Source organism: Janthinobacterium sp. JC611, assembly GCF_018682595.1.
Classification (GTDB): Bacteria; Pseudomonadota; Gammaproteobacteria; order Burkholderiales; family Burkholderiaceae_D; genus Janthinobacterium.
Genome location: NZ_JAFLJN010000005.1, coordinates 1 through 15,409 on the forward strand (window position 1 = coordinate 1; position 15,409 = coordinate 15,409).

Below are 15,409 nucleotides of genomic sequence, written 5' to 3' on the forward strand. Positions count from 1 at the left end.
AGCGACCGGCCTGGCTGGCGCACCGGCGGCGGCAGCGGCGGGCGGCGCCGGCGTCAGCCACAAGGTAGCCAGACGCACGACGGCGCCACCACCATTGCCCAGTAACAGATACAAGTGCACATGGCCAGCCTGGATCGCTTGCCGGGTGCTCACGCGCACATATTGCCGGCCACCGCGTTCCAGCGGGCTGATCGTCAAGGTTTGCAGGGCCGGATCCATGCCGATGCCGCCGCCCCGGTACACGTCGGGCGAGGCCAGCCGCACGGCCACGCCGCTGGCTTCCTCGGGCGCCAGGGCCGTCAGTTCGATCTCGGCCAGCAAGGGCTGGCCCACGTGCGACAGCACCGCCACCTCGCCCAGTTCGGCCGCGCCCGCCACGAGCGGCAAGGCCAGGCTGGCGGCGGCGCACGCGATCAGGGACCAACGGGGAAAGATGCTGCTGTGCATGGACTGATCGCTTTGATAACAGGATAGGAAGGGGAACTCGCCTGACTTTAACGGCAGGAAATCGCAAAAATATAGATGCGCTACAGCAAAAATGATGCAATACAGCATCATCCTGTGCCTTTTTGACGTCTGGAGTACACTCGATCCACCTCCATCGATGAAAGGGATGTCATGAGTAGCAGAATCGAACGCGACAGTTTCGGCCCGATCGACGTACCCGCCGACCGGCTGTGGGGAGCGCAAACGCAGCGCTCGCTTGAGCACTTCCATATCTCCACGGAAAAGATGCCGCCCGAACTGATCGCCGCCCTGGCCACCGTCAAGCGCGCGGCCGCCCACGTCAACCTGGACCTGGGCCTTCTGGATGGCAAGAAAGCCATCGCCATCACGCAAGCCGCCGACGAAGTGCTGGCCGGCAAGCATGACGCGGAATTCCCGCTGGCCGTCTGGCAGACGGGCTCTGGCACGCAAAGCAATATGAACATGAATGAAGTGCTGGCCAATCGCGGCTCCGAGCTGATCGGCGGCTTGCGCGGCGAGGGGCGCCTGCTGCACCCGAACGACGACGTCAACCTGGGCCAGTCCTCGAACGACATCTTTCCCACCGCGATACACGTGGCGGCCGCCCTGGCCGTCGCCAACACCGTCTTGCCGCCGCTGCGCCAGTTGCGCGCCACCCTGGATGGCAAGGCCACGGAATTTGCCGACATCGTCAAGATCGGCCGCACCCATTTGCAGGACGCCACGCCGCTGACCCTGGGCCAGGAGTTTTCCGGCTACGTGGCGCAGCTGGACTTCGCCGAACACATCATCACGGCATCGCTGCCGCCGCTGCTGCAACTGGCCGCCGGCGGCACGGCCGTGGGCACGGGATTGAATGCCCACGTGGAATTTGCCCACCGCATCGCGGCGGAACTGGCGCGCCTGACGGGCCAGCCGTTCGAGACGGCCGGCAACAAGTTTGCCGCCCTGGCCGCCCATGATGCGCTGGTCGCCGCCCATGGCGCGCTGAAAACCCTGGCCACGGCCCTGATGAAAATCGCCAACGACGTGCGCTGGATGGCGTCCGGCCCCCGTTCCGGCCTCGGTGAAATCACGATCCCCGAAAACGAGCCGGGCAGCTCCATCATGCCGGGCAAGGTCAATCCCACCCAGTGCGAGGCGCTGACCATGCTGTGCTGCCAGGTGTTCGGCAACGACGTGGCCATCACGCTGGGCGGCGCCTCGGGCAATTTCGAGCTGAACGTCTTCAAGCCCCTGATTGCACATAACTTCCTGCAAAGCGCGCGCCTGCTGGGCGACGGCATGCGCAGCTTCGACGCACATTGCGCGCACGGCATCGCGCCGAACCGTGACCGCATTGCCGAACTGATGGAGCGTTCCCTGATGCTGGTCACGGCGCTGGCGCCGCACATCGGCTACGACAAGGCGGCGCAAATCGCCAAGCAGGCCCAGCATGAAGGCACGACCTTGAAGGAAGCGGCGCTGGCCCTGGGCTTTGTGACGGAAGAGCAATTCCATGCGTGGATCGTGCCATTGGAAATGACGCGGCCCAACAAAAGTTAAGGCTCAGCCTGCACTATCCCTCGCTTCATGTAAACTATGACCTTAGTTGATGACGTCATCAAGTGTTGAAAACACATCATTGCAATAAGGGATACAATGCAAAAAGTAAGCTTTGATTTAACATCCGAGTTCGTCGAGCTGAACCAGCTGTTGAAGCTGGTCGGCCTGTGCGACAGCGGTGGCGCAGGCAAGGTCATGGTCGATAGCGGCGTGGTGAAGGTCGATGGCAAGAAGGAATTGCGCAAGACCGCCAAGATCCGCGCCGGCCAGGTCGTCAGCGTGGGCGATATCCGTATCACGGTCGTCGCCCCGGTCTGACCCCGGCATGGGGCGCGAAAGCCGCCCCATGCGCCCAGCCCGCCCGGCTGCCTGGATCGAGCTGCAGTATGTCGTTATTGTCAGATAAATATCGATTGCGGAAGGGAAGCGCCATGGACCATCCCGAACAAGGTACGCGCAGCCAGGAGCGCCTGATCGGCGACTTGCGCCAGGTCATAGAAAACGCGGAAGAGTTGCTGCGTAACACAGACAAATACACCAGCAGCCTGTACCAGAGCGCGCGGGCCAGGCTGGAACTGGCCCTCGTCGCGGCCACGGCCGAGCTGGCCCGCTTTGAAGAAGAGCAAGTCACGCGCATGATGGACGCCACCCTGGCCGCGAATGCCCTGTACCGCGATCAGACTGGCGAAGCGCGCCTGCTGCGGGCCTTCGAGTAAAACCTCACGCCGTCAACACCGCCTGCGCCAGCCACTGGCGCAAGTGCGCCGCCAGGTCGAATGCCGGGTCCAGCCCGAACACCGCATCGAGCGCGGCGCCAAACGTCTGTCCCTGCTGCAAGGCGTGCAAGGCCGCATGCGCCGCCGCATCCAGCGCCAGCACCTGCGCCTTCCAGCCGGGCCGGCACACCAGCGCATAGCTGGCCGACTGCATATCCTGCGGAAACCTCCCCTGCCCCTCCCCTTCCTGATGCGCCTGCCACAGGGCCGCCACTTGCCAGTCCGATGCCAGCAAGACGCAAGCGGGATGCAGAGTAAAACGCCGCGCTTCCAGCTGGTCGGGATGCAAGGCGGCCAGCGCCCTGGGCGCCAGGCCCTGCGCATCGGTCGCGTAGTGGGCCAGGTGCACGGCCCACTCCAGGCGCGCCATGTCCGGCAGGTAGGGCACCTCAGCCACGGGCGGGAAGGCGGCGAGAAAAGCGGCGAAACGGTCGCCAAACTGGTTCAAATCGGCGCTATCTGACGGATACTGGCGGCCGTAGGCGCGCGCCAGGCCGCCGAAGAATTCCTCGCCCACCAGCGCCTGCACGACGGGATAGGCGCGGCCCAGGGTGCGGCGCCAGGTGGCGCTCAAGTTGCCGCGGTACAGTGAAAAACGCTGCCGCACCACCGTTCCCGCGAACGACGGCAAAGGTGCCGCCGTATCCAGCAAGGCCATGGCGAATGCTTGCTGGCCGGCCTCCAGCGCGTCAAGCGGCGCGGGCGGCGGCGGGGACGGCAGCAATGCTCCCTGCCATGGCGTTGGCGGCGCATGGCGCGCCAGCATGGTCTGCGCCTTGCCCGCCTCGCCCAGCAGGATATCGAGCGGCGGCAGATCCGTATCCCATTCGACCAGGGTGGGAATGGCGCCAAAGCGCAGCAAGGCGGCCGCATACAAGTCCCAGACGGGCTCGGCCACGGTGGCGCCATGGTGGTCGATCACGGCGTGCGGCGTCAGCAGGTGGCCGCCCAGGTGCAGCTCGCCCACGCTGCCCGGCGCGATCGACTGCATGGCCGTCAAGGCGTCTTCGCCGTGGTTGCACTGGTTCACATACAGGTTATTGATATCGAGCAGCAGCCCGCAGCCGCTGCGGCGCGCCAGTTCCGCCAGGAATTGCGCCTCGCTCATGGCATCGTCGGCAAAACGCAGGCAAGTGGAGACATTTTCCAGCAAGATCGGCCTTTTCAGCACATCCTGCACCCGCCCTACCCTTGCGCACAGCAAATCGAGGGCGGCGCTATTCAAGGCCAGCGGCAACAGATCATTAAGTTGCTGCTGCGCCACGGCGCCCCAGCACAGGTGTTCCGACACGAGGACCGGCTCGGTGCGCTCGACCACGGCGTGCACGCGCTGCAAATGGGCTTCGGAAAAGCCGCGCGCGGAACCCAGGCCCAGGCCCACGCCATGCAGGCTGAGCGGGTAATCCTGGCGCAGGGCGTGCAGCACGTGGCTATCCCAGCCCGACGGCTGCAGATAATTTTCAGTGTGCACTTCCAGCCAACCCACCTTGGGCCGGCGCGCCAGGAAGTCGCGGTAGTGCGCGGCGCGCAAGCCGACGCCGGCAAGCGCCTGGATGGACGGCGGCATGGGCGGGCGGCGGACGCTTACGGCTGCGTGGCCGGTTTTGCCGCCTTGCCAGCCTTGATGGGCTTGACGGAACCGCCCGCCTGTTCGCACGTGCCCTTGGCAACATAGGTCCATTCCGTGGGCAGATTATCCGCCTCCGCCTGGCCCGCACAGGAATGCGCGCCATCGGAGGAGGCGCAATCGTTTTGCCCTGCCTTGGCCACGCCGTAACACTTTTCCTTGTCGCCAGGCGCGGGACCGTCGTGCGCGGCCGCGTTGACGGTGGTGCCGGCACAGAGGCCCGCGAGGGCGGCGGCGATGAGAGCTTGACGTTTATTCATGGGGAATCCTCTTGCATGGGTCAAAGTAATGGCAGGCCCCGGGCTGCGCATGGGCAACGCGAGGGAATCGGCATCATTTTACTGAATCGGCCGCGCCATGGCGAACCATGGTCAATGAGTCAACACGATTGGCGCGAACAGGAAGGTCGGGAGACAAACAAAAACGCCCACTCGCCACCGTCGATGACGATGGTGTGGGCGTGACGATGGCGAGCGCCGCACTGGCGCCGCGCGACTGCGTTCAGGCGGTCGTGTTGATGCGGTTGCCGAGATGAGCAGGCAAGTTCGGCGCCGACTGTACCGGTGGCAACGCTGCCAGCAAGGCGGTGGCGGTCGAGCTTTGGATATCCTGGGCTTTTTTCAGGACGGTCAAGCCAACGGCTTGCCGCGTGCCCGTCTCCGCCATCGTGGTTGACAGTTGAGCAATGCTTCCGACGTCCATACGTTTCTCCAATGAGGTTCTACCCTTGTTAACGGATGCCGCCGGTAAACCTTTAGCTTATTTTTCCAGCTTATTTTCCAACTGCAGCAGCAACCAAGCCAGCACGTGCTCGCGCGCATTCAAGTCCAGCCATTGCACACCCTCGCGCAAACCGGCCGGCGCCGGACTGTCCGACGCGACGGCGATCACATGCGGGTCATGCGGATACAGGGGTTCCTGCCCCACTGCCGGGCGGAACACTTCCAGCTTGGGAATCGGGTCCGTCTTGAATCCTTCGACCAGGGTCAGGTCTGCCGGCCCCATGCGGGCCAATTGCTGCGCCAGACTCGGTTCCGGCGCGCCGCGCAGCTCATGCACGATGGCAAAACGGTATGGCGACGCCACCAGCACTTCCGCCGCGCCCGCCAGGCGCAGGCGGGCGCTGTCCTTTTGCGGCGGTTCCAGCGCCAGGTCATGGTGGCTGTGCTTGACCAGGTTGACGCGCAGGCCGCGTGCCGCCAATTCCTTCACCACAAATTCCAGCAGGGTCGTCTTGCCGCTACCGGAACGGCCGATCACACCGAGTACCGGGTGTGCGGGCATCGCATCGTGCATGGTCACTCCTTGATTGAGAAGGAATGATTATACGCAGCGCCGCGCATTGCCCGGCGCATCGCCCAAGTCAAGCGCCGCCGGGTTTTCCGCCATCGCCGGTAGCGGCGGGCGCCGGCTTGCCGCCCTGCCGCCGGCGCCGGCCCGCCGCCTTCGGCGCTGTCGCGCCCGCCGTCTTGACCGCCGTTTTGACCGCCTGCGCATTCCTGGCCGTGCGCGCCAATTGCCGATGGGCGGCAATCGCGCCCGCCTCCGCGTCGGACTGCACGGGCACGGCGGCAACGGCGGCCAGCTCGCCATCGGGCGGGCAGGCTGGCGCCAGCGGGGCGAAATCCTGCGCCCGCGCGTCCGCCTCCCAGGCGGCGCGCTGCGCCAATACCGCGGCGGGCACGGCGGGCGCCGCGCGCGGCTGCGCCAGGGTCAGCACGGCGCCCAGGCCGCTGGCGGCCGCCACGCGCGCGCCCATCTGGGGCAAGGCGCCATCGGCGGCGCGGCAAAAGCGCTGCAGGATGGTTTTAATAATCGACGTGTGGTCGAGCACCTCGTGGCTGACGCTGCCCGGCGCGATCAGCGGCGACACGAGCAGCATGGGCACGCGCACGCCGTACTGGCGAAACGCGGGGTCGTCGTCGATGGCGGCGGGCGGCGGCACATGATCGAAAAAGCCGCCATGCTCGTCATAGCTGAGGATCAGCAAGGTGCGCGCCCAGGCGGGACCGCGCGACAGGGCCTGGTAAACCTGCGCCACCAGCGCCTGGCCGGCGCGGATATCGGCCGGCGGGTGGTCGTCATTCTCGAAGAAATGCGGATCGATCCAGCTGACCGAGGGCAAGGCGCCCGCCAGCGCATCGCCGATGAAGCCATAGCGGCGGGCGCTGGAACCGAATGGCTCATATAGTTCGGAGGAGCGGTAATGGTCGTCGCTGAAGGCCAGGCTCCAGGGTTTCCAGGCGGAATAAAACTTCCAGCTGACCTGGGCCCGTTCGAGGTGGCGCACGAAGGATTTGTTCGCATACAGGGGCACGCGCTTGCTGTCCTTGCTGCCGGCCGCCTTGCCGCTGACCGCATACAGGCGGTTGGGCCAGGTGGCGCCCGGCACGGAACTGTAGCAGCGGTCGCAGACGCAGAACTGCTGCGCCAGGAAATCGTACATGGGCAAATCGGCCGCATTGTAGTACCCCATCACCAGATCGATGTCGGGGTCGCCCGGATGCGTTTGCGCATAGTCGTCGACGAAGCCGCCGTTATTGTTTTGCAATTGCTGCGCCACCGACAGGCCCGTATGCGACGGGTCTTGCCGCGGGCCGAAGGCCGTGCGCCGCAAATGGTGCACGGGGTAGGTCACGCCCGCATGCAGATTGGCATGGCTGGCCTGCAAGCCGTCGATGTCGGCGCGTCCGCCCTCCAGGCTCAGGTAACCGAGCATGTGGTCAAACGAACGGTTTTCCATCATCAGCACGACGATATGGTCGATGCGCGCCAGCTTATCCAAGCCATGCGCATCAGGCATATCCTCGCCAGCGGTTGCGGCAGCAATCATCGGACCTCCCCGGCCGCGCACAGGGGCGCAGCGACCCTGGTTCGACCAGGCCAGGCCAGTATGGTTCAGCTATGGCGGCCCGGCCTTGATGCGCAACAACTCAATAAGGCACGCGGTAGCGGTAGCCCTTGAAACTGAAGATGGCCGCCTTCGGCTGCAACTTTTCCAGCACCAGACCGGGCGCCAGCTCCTCGCCTTCGTGGCGCAAGACCTTGTCGATCAACAGCAGGCGGTCGGCCGGATTCTTCGAATAGATATAGCCGCCGATGGCGACCGGCGGGATCTGCCGCTGTATCGGCTCGGGCAAGTCGCGCATGGCGGGCACGCTTTCTTCGGCCGACGGCGCAGGCGCGGGCGTGGCGGGAGCGACGGGAGCGGTCTGGCCGGGCGTTTCCTGCTTCGGTTCCGCCACCGGCCTGGCATGGTGCACGGGCGCGGCCATGGCCGCCGGCGGCACGGGCGTGGCTGGCGCGGACAAGACTGGCGTGACGGGGGCCGCCACGGGTCCAGGTGCGGGCACAGGGACTGCGAGCGGCGCCGCTGCCGGCATCGGCACGGGCACGGCCTGGGCCAGCACGACGGCAGGGACGACAGCAGGCGCAGGCGTGGCTGCCGCCTGCCAGGGTTGCCACAGCAGCAATGCGGCAGCCACGGCCACGGTCACGCCGCCCAGCGCCAGCCAGACGGGCGCGCGCCGCGTCGCGCCGGACGCGGCCGCATCGTGCAGCTGCACTTGCGGTGCGTGGATCGACGGCAACTCGCCCAGTTGGCGCTCCGCTTGCGATTTTTTCAGTGCTTCAAGTATGTAGGACATCTTATTTCCCCGCCACCATCGCCGTCGCAGCGGGCGCCGCCACGGCAGGAGCTGCGCTGCTCAGGCGCGGCTCCGAATTGTCACCCAGTTGCATCAGGCGTATGAATGTTTTCGGACCCGCCAGGCCATCGGCCCGCAGGTTCTGGCGCTGCTGGAAAGCGCGCAGCAAGCCTTGCATCTCGGCGTCGAGCGGCAGATTGGCGGCCGGCGCAGGCAAGCCCTGCTGTTGCGCCAGGCGCTGCGCCAGCCAGTCCACGTCGGCGCCGCGGGCGCCCAGCGGCACTTCGTCGCGCCAGCCGCGCGGGGCGCGCCAGAAGGTCGTGAAACTGCCATCGCTGCGCTGCGCCAGCTGGGCCAGCGGCAAGCTTTGCTGCTTGCCGTCCAGCATCAAGGTGGCGTTCTCGTCCTGCAAGCGCGTCAGCAGCGCCAGCTGTTCATTTCCATCCGCATCGCGCAAGGCCAGCATGGCGGGACGGTCCAGCACGCGCAGCTCGGCGATGCCGCCCCGGCTGTGCAGGCAGCGCAGGCCGGCGCGGGCGCCCGCCTGGCAAGCGTCACCGGCCGGCAACTGCTCGCCCCACAGGCTGGCCAGCTGGCGCAGCACGGCATTGCGATCCGGCGCGCCGACCGGTGCGGGCGCGGATGCGGCGGCCGCCGCCACGGCGGACGCGGCCGGCTGCGAAGCGGCCACGGCCGGTACAGCGGGCACAGTGGAAGGGCGCGGCATGAAATGCCAGGCCAGCGCGGCCGTGACCACGGCGCCGGCCAGCACCCCGCCCGCCACCTGCGGCCAGCGCAGCCCGCGTCCTGCCGCCGGCCTCCCCTCTTCCGCAAATACTTCCCCGGCGGCGCGGCGCAGTATCTGGCGCGTCACCTGCGGCTGGTTTTCCACGTAGGCGCCCAGCAGCGCGCGGTCGCACAGCAGGTTGATGCGGCGCGGCACGCCGTGGCTCATGGCGTGAATTTGCGCCATCAGGCGTGGCGCGAACGGCGTTTGCGCCGTGCTGCCCGCCACGGCCAGGCGGTGGCGGACATAGCTGGCCGTTTCCCCGGCCGTCAGCGAACCCAGGTGATAGCGGGCGATCACGCGCTGCGCCAGTTGCTCGAGTTCCGGGCGGGCCAGCATGGCGCGCAATTCCGGCTGGCCGATGAGTATGATCTGCAGCAACTTGCGCTCGCTCGTTTCCAGGTTCGTCAACAGGCGCAACTGCTCCAGCACGGCGGCGGACAGGTTTTGCGCTTCGTCGATGATCAGCACATTGTTCTTGCCCTGTGCATGGCTGGCCAGCAGGTGCGCATTGATGGCGTCGACATAGCCTTTCACGCTGGCCACGCCAGGCGCCAGGGCGATGCGGAATTCCTCGCAGATCGACAGCAGCAATTCCTCGACGGACAATTTCGGATTGAAGATGTAGGCCAGCTGGCAATTTTCCGGGATCTGTTCCATGAAGCAGCGGCACACGGTGGTCTTGCCGGCGCCGATTTCTCCCGTCAGCAGCACGAAGCCGCCGCCGCTGCCCACGCCATACAGCAGGTGCGCCAGCGCTTCGCGGTGGCGTTCGCTCATGAACAGATAGCGCGGATCGGGGGCGATCGAGAACGGCGATTGCTTGAGCTGGAAATAATGCGTGTACATGGAGACCCTGCGGATGAAACGATCAAAATGCGCAGCGGCAAGCCGAACCCCTCATCGGGTGCGGGCGGGCGGCAACGGTTTGTATTTGGCGCAATAGACTTTCGCCTTGCTGCGGAAGTAGACGATTTTACTGCCAGGCACGGAACCGCGGACGGGAAAGGCGGAATTGTCGAGCTTATTGAAGCGCAGGCCCGAGGCGCCGCGGATGGCCGGTTCCAGCTTTTCCGGCGTCGCGTCCGCCACCACGCCCATGAAGACAAGGGGACTGGTATCGTCGCTGACGATGACGTCGGTAATCGGCGCGCCCCACAAGGTGGCGTCCGTGCGGAACCAGTAGGCGCCCCCTTCATGCTTGTAGGCGGGGCCGAAAGCCGTCAGCAGATAGGCATAGAAGGCCTTGTTGTCGATCTGGTCGATGCACAGCACGGCATTGCCCACCACTTGCCCGAACGTGGACGGCGGCGGCTTCTGCTGCGCCAGCACGCCGGACGCGGGCACGCCACAGGCCAGCAGGGCGAACGCCGCCAGCAGGGCCGGCGCACGCCACGGGCGCGTCAAGAAACGGCGCAGGCGCATGATCAGCGCTTGCGCCCTTCTTTCTCGACCATCCCCGCTCCCGCCTTCATGGTACTGGCCGGTTCCTTCCTGGCTTCCTTCTTGCTGTCCTGTGCCTTGCTCATCATCTACTCCATACCTGGGCGGAAATGCCTGGGCCATTATGACACTCCCCCATGAAAATGCCACGTCATTTTCCCCCATGCAATAGATCCCGCCCGGCTAGCACAGGCCGCGCATGCGCTTATTTGCAAAAAGACGTAGGCATTTTCATTTTATTATGTTTTAATACACGAAATTTATAAAAAGATATTATTTCAGTGCCGCAGGAGCAGCACTGAAAGCAAGCATACGCACTGGGGACAGGACATGGGCCGGCATACGGCAGGGCCATGTGTCATCGACGTACAGCCCTCGGCGGAAATAGACAATATGATGAGAAAGATGATCCTGCTGGCCACGTTCCTGTCGCTCTGGGCCGCCGGCGCCACACATGCGGCGGACACGCCACCGATGCAGGCGCTCGCCTACCAGGCGGCGCCCGCCACCCTGGCCATGCGGCTGGCCAGTTTCCAGTCACCGCAGGCCGGCCTGCGCGCGCCAACGCCGTACGAACCGAGCACGCAGTCGCTGCTGCTGGTCGCCATCGTGCTGCTGAGCCTGCGCGTGCGCGTGGGGGCTCGCAGCGAAAAGTTCAGTACCTGACATGAAAACGGCCGCGCAAGGCGGCCGTTCCAGTCACGCGTCAGCGCGCTATCAGTGCAGGCACAGACGGCGGCGCGTCTTTTCGATCAGCGCCGCATCGTAGGGATACAGGTTCTCGATAAAGAACAATTCCGTTTCCGCCTCGTCTTCCAGGCACATTTCGATCATGACCGGACCATCGCTTTCGCGGCCCAGGAAATCCTTCGGCCAGCGGTTCTTGCGGTGCGTGCGCATCATTTCCATGCCCAGCGCAGCCAGCGGCGCCGACACGCCAGCGGCCAGCGCCTCTTGCTGCCAGTCGTCCCAGTACTCGCTCTTTGCTGCCTTGTCGTTCATCATGCTCTTCCAACTCAGGTGTAAAAGGCGGACTTTACTCTTCATGGCGTCCCTTGCCAAGCATGCATAAAAGCAATACCGCGCGACGAACAACAGACCAGTTGGAAAAAATTGGCATTAAACAAGGCCAATTTCAATACCATTCAAGACGCACAAAATCCCCTTTATTAACAATGACTTGCAATCACACCCTCGGGCATGGCGCACCGGCGCGCAACGCATTTATTAATACCACTTAAATACCTGTTGACAAGCCATCGGGGCGACAATATAGTGCCTTCAGCTTTTTCGCCGCCCGACAAATAAAAGAACCGAGACAGGCGCAATCAACCAAACGCGGGACTGCACAACATGATCGAATACATAATCGGCGTCGACGGCGGGGGCAGCGGCACCCGCGTACGCCTGGCGCGCCTCGACGGCCAGGAGCTGGCGCAGGGACAAAGCGGCCCATCCGGCCTGGGACTGGGCATCGACCGGGCCTGGACGTCCGTGGCGCATGCCGTCATCCTGGCCTTCCGCGCCGCCGGCCTGGAACAGCCGCCGCTGCAGCGCATGGCCATCGGCCTGGGCCTGGCCGGCGTGCACAACAAGCAGTGGGCCGCCAGCTTTGTCGAACACAATCCCGGCTATGCCTTGGTGGCGCTCGAATCGGACGCGCTGACCACCCTGCTGGGCGCGCATGCGGGCCAGCCGGGCGCCATCGTTGCCATCGGCACGGGCAGCGTGGGCGAAGTGCTGCACGCGGACGGCAGCCGCCACGAAGTGGGCGGCTGGGGCTTCCCCTCCGGCGACGAGGCGGGCGGCGCCTGGATCGGCATGCGCGCCATCAACCACGCGCAGCAGGTGGTCGACGGGCGCGTGCCCGGCAGCGCCTTCGCCACGGCCGTCATCGACGCCTGCGGCGGCCAGCGCGACGCCATGCAGGTGTGGCTGGCCGCCGCCAGCCAGACCAACTTCGCGCAACTGGCGCGGCTGGTGCTCGAGCACGCGGCCGGCAATGCCGTGGCGCGCACCATCCTGATGGACGCGGGCCAGCAGATCGCCCTCATCGCCAAAGCGCTCGACCCGGCAGGCACCCTGCCCGTGGCCCTGTGCGGCGGCCTGGCGGCGCCCTTGTCGAGCTATCTGCCGGCGGCACTGTTGCAACTGGTCGTGCCGGCACAGGGCGACTCGGCCGCAGGCGGCCTGCGCCTGATACGCAAGCACTTGCAGGAGCAATGACCATGCTGGCCAAACTGTCCGCCTTCAAACCCGATCCGGCCAGCGACACGCCGCTCTACATGCAGCTGGCGAACATGCTGTCGGACGGTATCGCCAGCGGCGACTGGCGCGCCAACCAGGCCTTGCCTTCCGAGCGCGTACTGTCGGACATCCTCGAGATTTCCCGCGTCACGGCGCGCAAGGCCATCGACATGCTGTGCGACCGGGGCATGTTGACGCGCAAGCGCGGCTCGGGCACCTACATCACGCCCAAGCTGGAACAGCCGCTGTCGCGCCTGACGAGCTTTTCGGAAGAATTGCGCCAGCGGGGCTTCACGGCCGGCTCGCGCTGGCTGCAGCGCGACATCGGCTCGGCCGCGCCGCTGGAACTGCTGTCGCTGGGCCTGTCGCCGCACATGCCGGTGGCGCGCCTGCGCCGCCTGCGCACGGCCGACGAAGTGGTGATGGCGATCGAAACGACCACCATCCCCGCGCTGTACATGCCGGACCCGCAGCAGGTGACCGATTCGCTGTACGGTTACCTGGAGTCGCGCGGCACCATCCCGATGCGCGCGCTGCAGCATATCCGCGCCGTCAACGCCACGGCGGAACAGGCCAAGCTGGCCAACATCAAGACGGGTGAAGCCATGCTGCACATCACCCGTGTCAGTTATCTCGACAACGGCGCGGCGGTGGAACTGACCCACTCGTATTGCCGCAGTGATTATTATGAATTCGTAGCGGAGTCGCGCAGATGAGCAGCACTATCCAAGGCAATATCCTTACCCCCGGCGGCTGGATCCACGGCGCCATCGCCTTCGGCGAAAAAATCGACAGCATCGAGGGCAGTTCCAGCCACCCTTCCGGCAACGGCGACGATTACATCCTGCCCGGCTTCATCGACCTGCACGTGCATGGCGGCGCCGGCAAGGACATCATGGAAGGCGGCGAAGCCGTCTACACCATCGCGGCCATCCATGCGCGCCACGGCACCACCAGCCTGCTGGCCACCACCATGACGGCGCCGCCGGAAGACATCGACATGGCCTTGACGGCCATCGGCATCGCCGCCAACAACCGCCGCCCGAACACGGCGCGCGTGCTGGGCGCCCACCTGGAAGGCCCGTACATCAATTCCGGCAAGCTGGGGGCGCAGCCGAACTACGCGCGCGCCGCCACGCTGGCCGAAATCGAGCGCCTGCAAACCCTGGCCAGGCTGCGCGTCATCACCGTGGCGCCGGAAATCGCCGGCCACCTGGACCTGGTGCGCGCGCTGGCCGACGCCGGCGTGCGCGTGCAGATCGGCCACACGCTCGGTTCCTATGAAGACGGCGTGGCCGCGCTGGAACACGGCGCCATGGGTTTTACCCACCTGTTCAACGCCATGAGCGGCCTGCACCACCGCGAACCGGGCATGGTCGGCGCCGCCCTGGCGCACGCCGAATACGCCGAACTGATACCCGACCTGCTGCACGTGCATCCGGGCGCCATCAAGGTGGCCCTGCGCGCCATCCCGCGCCTGTACTGCGTCACCGATTCCACTGCCGCCACCGGCATGCCGGACGGCGAATACATGCTGGGCCGCCACGCCGTGCAGAAATGCATGGGCGGCGTGCGCCTGCCCGACGGCACCCTGGCGGGCAGCACCCTGACCCTGGACCAGGCGCTGCGCAACCTGGTGGGACTGGGCCTGGACCTGGCCGACGCGTCCAAGCGCGTGTCGACCAATGCCGCCGATTACCTGGGCCTGGAAGAACGCGGCCGGCTGGCCCCCGGTACTTACGCCGATCTGGTGGTACTCGATCGCGATCTCAAACTCAAAGCTGTGTATATAGAAGGAGAAATCTGTGACCTCAATGATGCTTAAAGAAGCCATTTCCGCCGCCGAATGCGTCGCCCTGCAACTGGCCAGCGACACGGAACGCTACGCGGAACTGGGCCGCAAATTGAGGAGCACCTCGTTCTCGACCGCGCTGACCATCGCGCGCGGCAGCTCCGACCACGCCTGCAACTACGTCGCCTACCTGATCATGGCGCGCCTGGGCCGCGTCGTCGCCTCCCTGCCGATGTCGCTGGTGACGCTGAACAAGTCGCCGCTGGTGACGCGCGACACCCTGGCCATCTCGATCTCGCAATCGGGCCAGAGCCCTGACGTGGTCGAACCGATCCGCTACTTCCGCGACGGCGGCGCCACCACCGTGGCCCTCGTCAACGACATCGATTCGCCGCTGGCGCACGCCGCCGAGTGGGCCATGCCCCTGCGCGCCGGCAAGGAACAAAGCGTCGCCGCCACCAAGAGCTTCATCACCAGCCTGGTCGCCGGCGCGCGCATGGTGGCCCAGTGGCAGAACGACCCCGAGCTGCAGGCGGGCCTGGAAGCGCTGCCTGAAGCGCTGCTCGAAGCGACCCGCGTCGACTGGTCGCCCGCCATCGATGTGCTGGCCCCGGCCCGCAACATCATGGTCGTGGGACGCGGCATCAGCTTCCCCGTGGCGCTGGAAGCGGCGCTGAAATTCAAGGAAACCTCGGCCCTGCAGGCGGAAGCCTTCAGCGGCGCCGAAATCAAGCATGGCCCGATGGCCCTGATTGAAGACGGTTATCCGCTGCTCATTTTCGCCACGCGCGGCCCGACCCAGGCCGGCCTGCTGCAACTGGCCACGGAAATGCGCGGGCGCGGCGCCAAGGTCCTGCTGGCGGCCCCCGCCGACGTGGCCGAGCGCGACCTGACCCTGCCCGTGGCGGCCACGCCAGACCTCGACCCGATCGTCGCCATCCAGTCCTTCTACGTGATGGCGGCAAAACTGTCGGCCGCGCGCGGCATGGATCCGGATGCGCCGCGTCACCTGAGCAAGGTAACAAAAACAAACTAAGCACTCTTCGGCAGCTGCGCCCCCGGCACGGGGCGCGGCTG

At 65.9% G+C, this 15,409-nt stretch carries 18 protein-coding genes; 8 read left to right on the forward strand and 10 right to left on the reverse strand.

Annotated features, from left to right (window positions below):
- On the reverse strand, positions 1-447 hold a 447-nt coding region (locus J0O65_RS05900), incomplete at its 3' end, for a type IV pilus assembly protein FimV (protein WP_502793542.1).
- 171 nt (positions 448-618) lie between these two features.
- On the opposite strand from J0O65_RS05900, the gene fumC reads away from it, so the two are divergent.
- The 3 genes from fumC (at position 619) to J0O65_RS05915 (ending at position 2,729) form a co-directional block, all read left to right on the forward strand.
- The gene (fumC, locus tag J0O65_RS05905) at positions 619-2,013 is read left to right on the forward strand and encodes a class II fumarate hydratase (protein ID WP_215405052.1); all 1,395 of its coding nucleotides are present in this window, start codon (positions 619-621) and stop codon (positions 2,011-2,013) included.
- A gap of 96 nt (positions 2,014-2,109) precedes the next feature.
- The gene (locus J0O65_RS05910) at positions 2,110-2,331 is read left to right on the forward strand and encodes an RNA-binding S4 domain-containing protein (protein WP_035825476.1); all 222 of its coding nucleotides are present in this window, start codon (positions 2,110-2,112) and stop codon (positions 2,329-2,331) included.
- Positions 2,332-2,444: 113 nt separating this feature from the next.
- Positions 2,445-2,729, forward strand: coding sequence for a hypothetical protein (locus J0O65_RS05915; RefSeq protein ID WP_034759786.1), 285 nt, complete (start codon positions 2,445-2,447; stop codon positions 2,727-2,729).
- A gap of 4 nt (positions 2,730-2,733) precedes the next feature.
- On the opposite strand, the gene bufB is transcribed toward J0O65_RS05915, so the two are convergent.
- From bufB to J0O65_RS05955, 8 genes are all read right to left on the reverse strand, one after another.
- Positions 2,734-4,356, reverse strand: a complete 1,623-nt coding sequence (gene bufB, locus J0O65_RS05920; RefSeq protein WP_215405054.1) for an MNIO family bufferin maturase — start codon at positions 4,354-4,356, stop codon at positions 2,734-2,736.
- A gap of 17 nt (positions 4,357-4,373) precedes the next feature.
- Complete coding sequence (locus tag J0O65_RS05925; protein ID WP_152254737.1) at positions 4,374-4,676, reverse strand: BufA1 family periplasmic bufferin-type metallophore; 303 nt, start codon at positions 4,674-4,676, stop codon at positions 4,374-4,376.
- Between the two features lie 241 nt (positions 4,677-4,917).
- The gene (locus J0O65_RS05930) at positions 4,918-5,118 is read right to left on the reverse strand and encodes a YjfB family protein (RefSeq protein WP_215405056.1); all 201 of its coding nucleotides are present in this window, start codon (positions 5,116-5,118) and stop codon (positions 4,918-4,920) included.
- A gap of 57 nt (positions 5,119-5,175) precedes the next feature.
- Positions 5,176-5,712, reverse strand: a complete 537-nt coding sequence (gene mobB / locus J0O65_RS05935) for a molybdopterin-guanine dinucleotide biosynthesis protein B (RefSeq protein WP_215405058.1) — start codon at positions 5,710-5,712, stop codon at positions 5,176-5,178.
- Positions 5,713-5,779: 67 nt separating this feature from the next.
- Complete coding sequence (locus J0O65_RS05940; protein ID WP_215405060.1) at positions 5,780-7,219, reverse strand: alkaline phosphatase family protein; 1,440 nt, start codon at positions 7,217-7,219, stop codon at positions 5,780-5,782.
- 130 nt (positions 7,220-7,349) lie between these two features.
- On the reverse strand, positions 7,350-8,063 hold the full coding sequence (locus J0O65_RS05945) for a general secretion pathway protein GspB (RefSeq protein ID WP_215405062.1): 714 nt from the start codon (positions 8,061-8,063) through the stop codon (positions 7,350-7,352).
- A gap of 1 nt (position 8,064) precedes the next feature.
- On the reverse strand, positions 8,065-9,699 hold the full coding sequence (locus tag J0O65_RS05950; protein ID WP_215405064.1) for an ExeA family protein: 1,635 nt from the start codon (positions 9,697-9,699) through the stop codon (positions 8,065-8,067).
- 51 nt (positions 9,700-9,750) lie between these two features.
- The gene (locus J0O65_RS05955; RefSeq protein WP_215405066.1) at positions 9,751-10,275 is read right to left on the reverse strand and encodes a hypothetical protein; all 525 of its coding nucleotides are present in this window, start codon (positions 10,273-10,275) and stop codon (positions 9,751-9,753) included.
- Between the two features lie 411 nt (positions 10,276-10,686).
- Here J0O65_RS05955 and J0O65_RS05960 point away from each other — a divergent pair, with 411 nt between their 5' ends.
- Positions 10,687-10,959, forward strand: coding sequence for a hypothetical protein (locus J0O65_RS05960; protein ID WP_215405068.1), 273 nt, complete (start codon positions 10,687-10,689; stop codon positions 10,957-10,959).
- Between the two features lie 51 nt (positions 10,960-11,010).
- On the opposite strand, the gene J0O65_RS05965 is transcribed toward J0O65_RS05960, so the two are convergent.
- On the reverse strand, positions 11,011-11,298 hold the full coding sequence (locus J0O65_RS05965) for a hypothetical protein (protein WP_034759823.1): 288 nt from the start codon (positions 11,296-11,298) through the stop codon (positions 11,011-11,013).
- 348 nt (positions 11,299-11,646) lie between these two features.
- Here J0O65_RS05965 and J0O65_RS05970 point away from each other — a divergent pair, with 348 nt between their 5' ends.
- From J0O65_RS05970 to J0O65_RS05985, 4 genes are read left to right on the forward strand one after another with little or no spacing between them, the layout of a single operon-like run.
- Positions 11,647-12,519, forward strand: a complete 873-nt coding sequence (locus J0O65_RS05970; protein WP_215405070.1) for a glucosamine kinase nucleotide-binding domain-containing protein — start codon at positions 11,647-11,649, stop codon at positions 12,517-12,519.
- Between the two features lie 2 nt (positions 12,520-12,521).
- A complete protein-coding gene (locus tag J0O65_RS05975; protein WP_152253728.1) occupies positions 12,522-13,256 on the forward strand; it encodes a GntR family transcriptional regulator in 735 nt (244 codons plus the stop codon).
- The gene (nagA, locus tag J0O65_RS05980; protein WP_215405072.1) at positions 13,253-14,365 is read left to right on the forward strand and encodes an N-acetylglucosamine-6-phosphate deacetylase; all 1,113 of its coding nucleotides are present in this window, start codon (positions 13,253-13,255) and stop codon (positions 14,363-14,365) included. Before J0O65_RS05975 ends, nagA begins: the two co-directional genes overlap by 4 nt.
- Entirely contained in the window at positions 14,355-15,368 is a 1,014-nt protein-coding gene (locus tag J0O65_RS05985) for an SIS domain-containing protein (protein WP_071079063.1), read from the forward strand. The genes nagA and J0O65_RS05985 overlap by 11 nt, the downstream gene beginning before the upstream one ends.
- Positions 15,369-15,409: the final 41 nt, after the last annotated feature.

What these genes read in the sequence shown, in the direction of transcription:
- fumC (WP_215405052.1), top strand. Translation starts at nt 619, where the DNA reads ATGAGTAGCAGAATCGAACGCGACAGTTTCGGCCCGATCGACGTACCC.
- J0O65_RS05910 (WP_035825476.1), top strand. Translation starts at nt 2,110, where the DNA reads ATGCAAAAAGTAAGCTTTGATTTAACATCCGAGTTCGTCGAGCTGAAC.
- J0O65_RS05915 (WP_034759786.1), top strand. Translation starts at nt 2,445, where the DNA reads ATGGACCATCCCGAACAAGGTACGCGCAGCCAGGAGCGCCTGATCGGC.
- bufB (WP_215405054.1), bottom strand. Translation starts at nt 4,356, where the DNA reads ATGCCGCCGTCCATCCAGGCGCTTGCCGGCGTCGGCTTGCGCGCCGCG.
- J0O65_RS05925 (WP_152254737.1), bottom strand. Translation starts at nt 4,676, where the DNA reads ATGAATAAACGTCAAGCTCTCATCGCCGCCGCCCTCGCGGGCCTCTGT.
- J0O65_RS05930 (WP_215405056.1), bottom strand. Translation starts at nt 5,118, where the DNA reads ATGGACGTCGGAAGCATTGCTCAACTGTCAACCACGATGGCGGAGACG.
- mobB (WP_215405058.1), bottom strand. Translation starts at nt 5,712, where the DNA reads ATGCACGATGCGATGCCCGCACACCCGGTACTCGGTGTGATCGGCCGT.
- J0O65_RS05940 (WP_215405060.1), bottom strand. Translation starts at nt 7,219, where the DNA reads ATGCCTGATGCGCATGGCTTGGATAAGCTGGCGCGCATCGACCATATC.
- J0O65_RS05945 (WP_215405062.1), bottom strand. Translation starts at nt 8,063, where the DNA reads ATGTCCTACATACTTGAAGCACTGAAAAAATCGCAAGCGGAGCGCCAA.
- J0O65_RS05950 (WP_215405064.1), bottom strand. Translation starts at nt 9,699, where the DNA reads ATGTACACGCATTATTTCCAGCTCAAGCAATCGCCGTTCTCGATCGCC.
- J0O65_RS05955 (WP_215405066.1), bottom strand. Translation starts at nt 10,275, where the DNA reads ATGCGCCTGCGCCGTTTCTTGACGCGCCCGTGGCGTGCGCCGGCCCTG.
- J0O65_RS05960 (WP_215405068.1), top strand. Translation starts at nt 10,687, where the DNA reads ATGATGAGAAAGATGATCCTGCTGGCCACGTTCCTGTCGCTCTGGGCC.
- J0O65_RS05965 (WP_034759823.1), bottom strand. Translation starts at nt 11,298, where the DNA reads ATGATGAACGACAAGGCAGCAAAGAGCGAGTACTGGGACGACTGGCAG.
- J0O65_RS05970 (WP_215405070.1), top strand. Translation starts at nt 11,647, where the DNA reads ATGATCGAATACATAATCGGCGTCGACGGCGGGGGCAGCGGCACCCGC.
- J0O65_RS05975 (WP_152253728.1), top strand. Translation starts at nt 12,522, where the DNA reads ATGCTGGCCAAACTGTCCGCCTTCAAACCCGATCCGGCCAGCGACACG.
- nagA (WP_215405072.1), top strand. Translation starts at nt 13,253, where the DNA reads ATGAGCAGCACTATCCAAGGCAATATCCTTACCCCCGGCGGCTGGATC.
- J0O65_RS05985 (WP_071079063.1), top strand. Translation starts at nt 14,355, where the DNA reads ATGATGCTTAAAGAAGCCATTTCCGCCGCCGAATGCGTCGCCCTGCAA.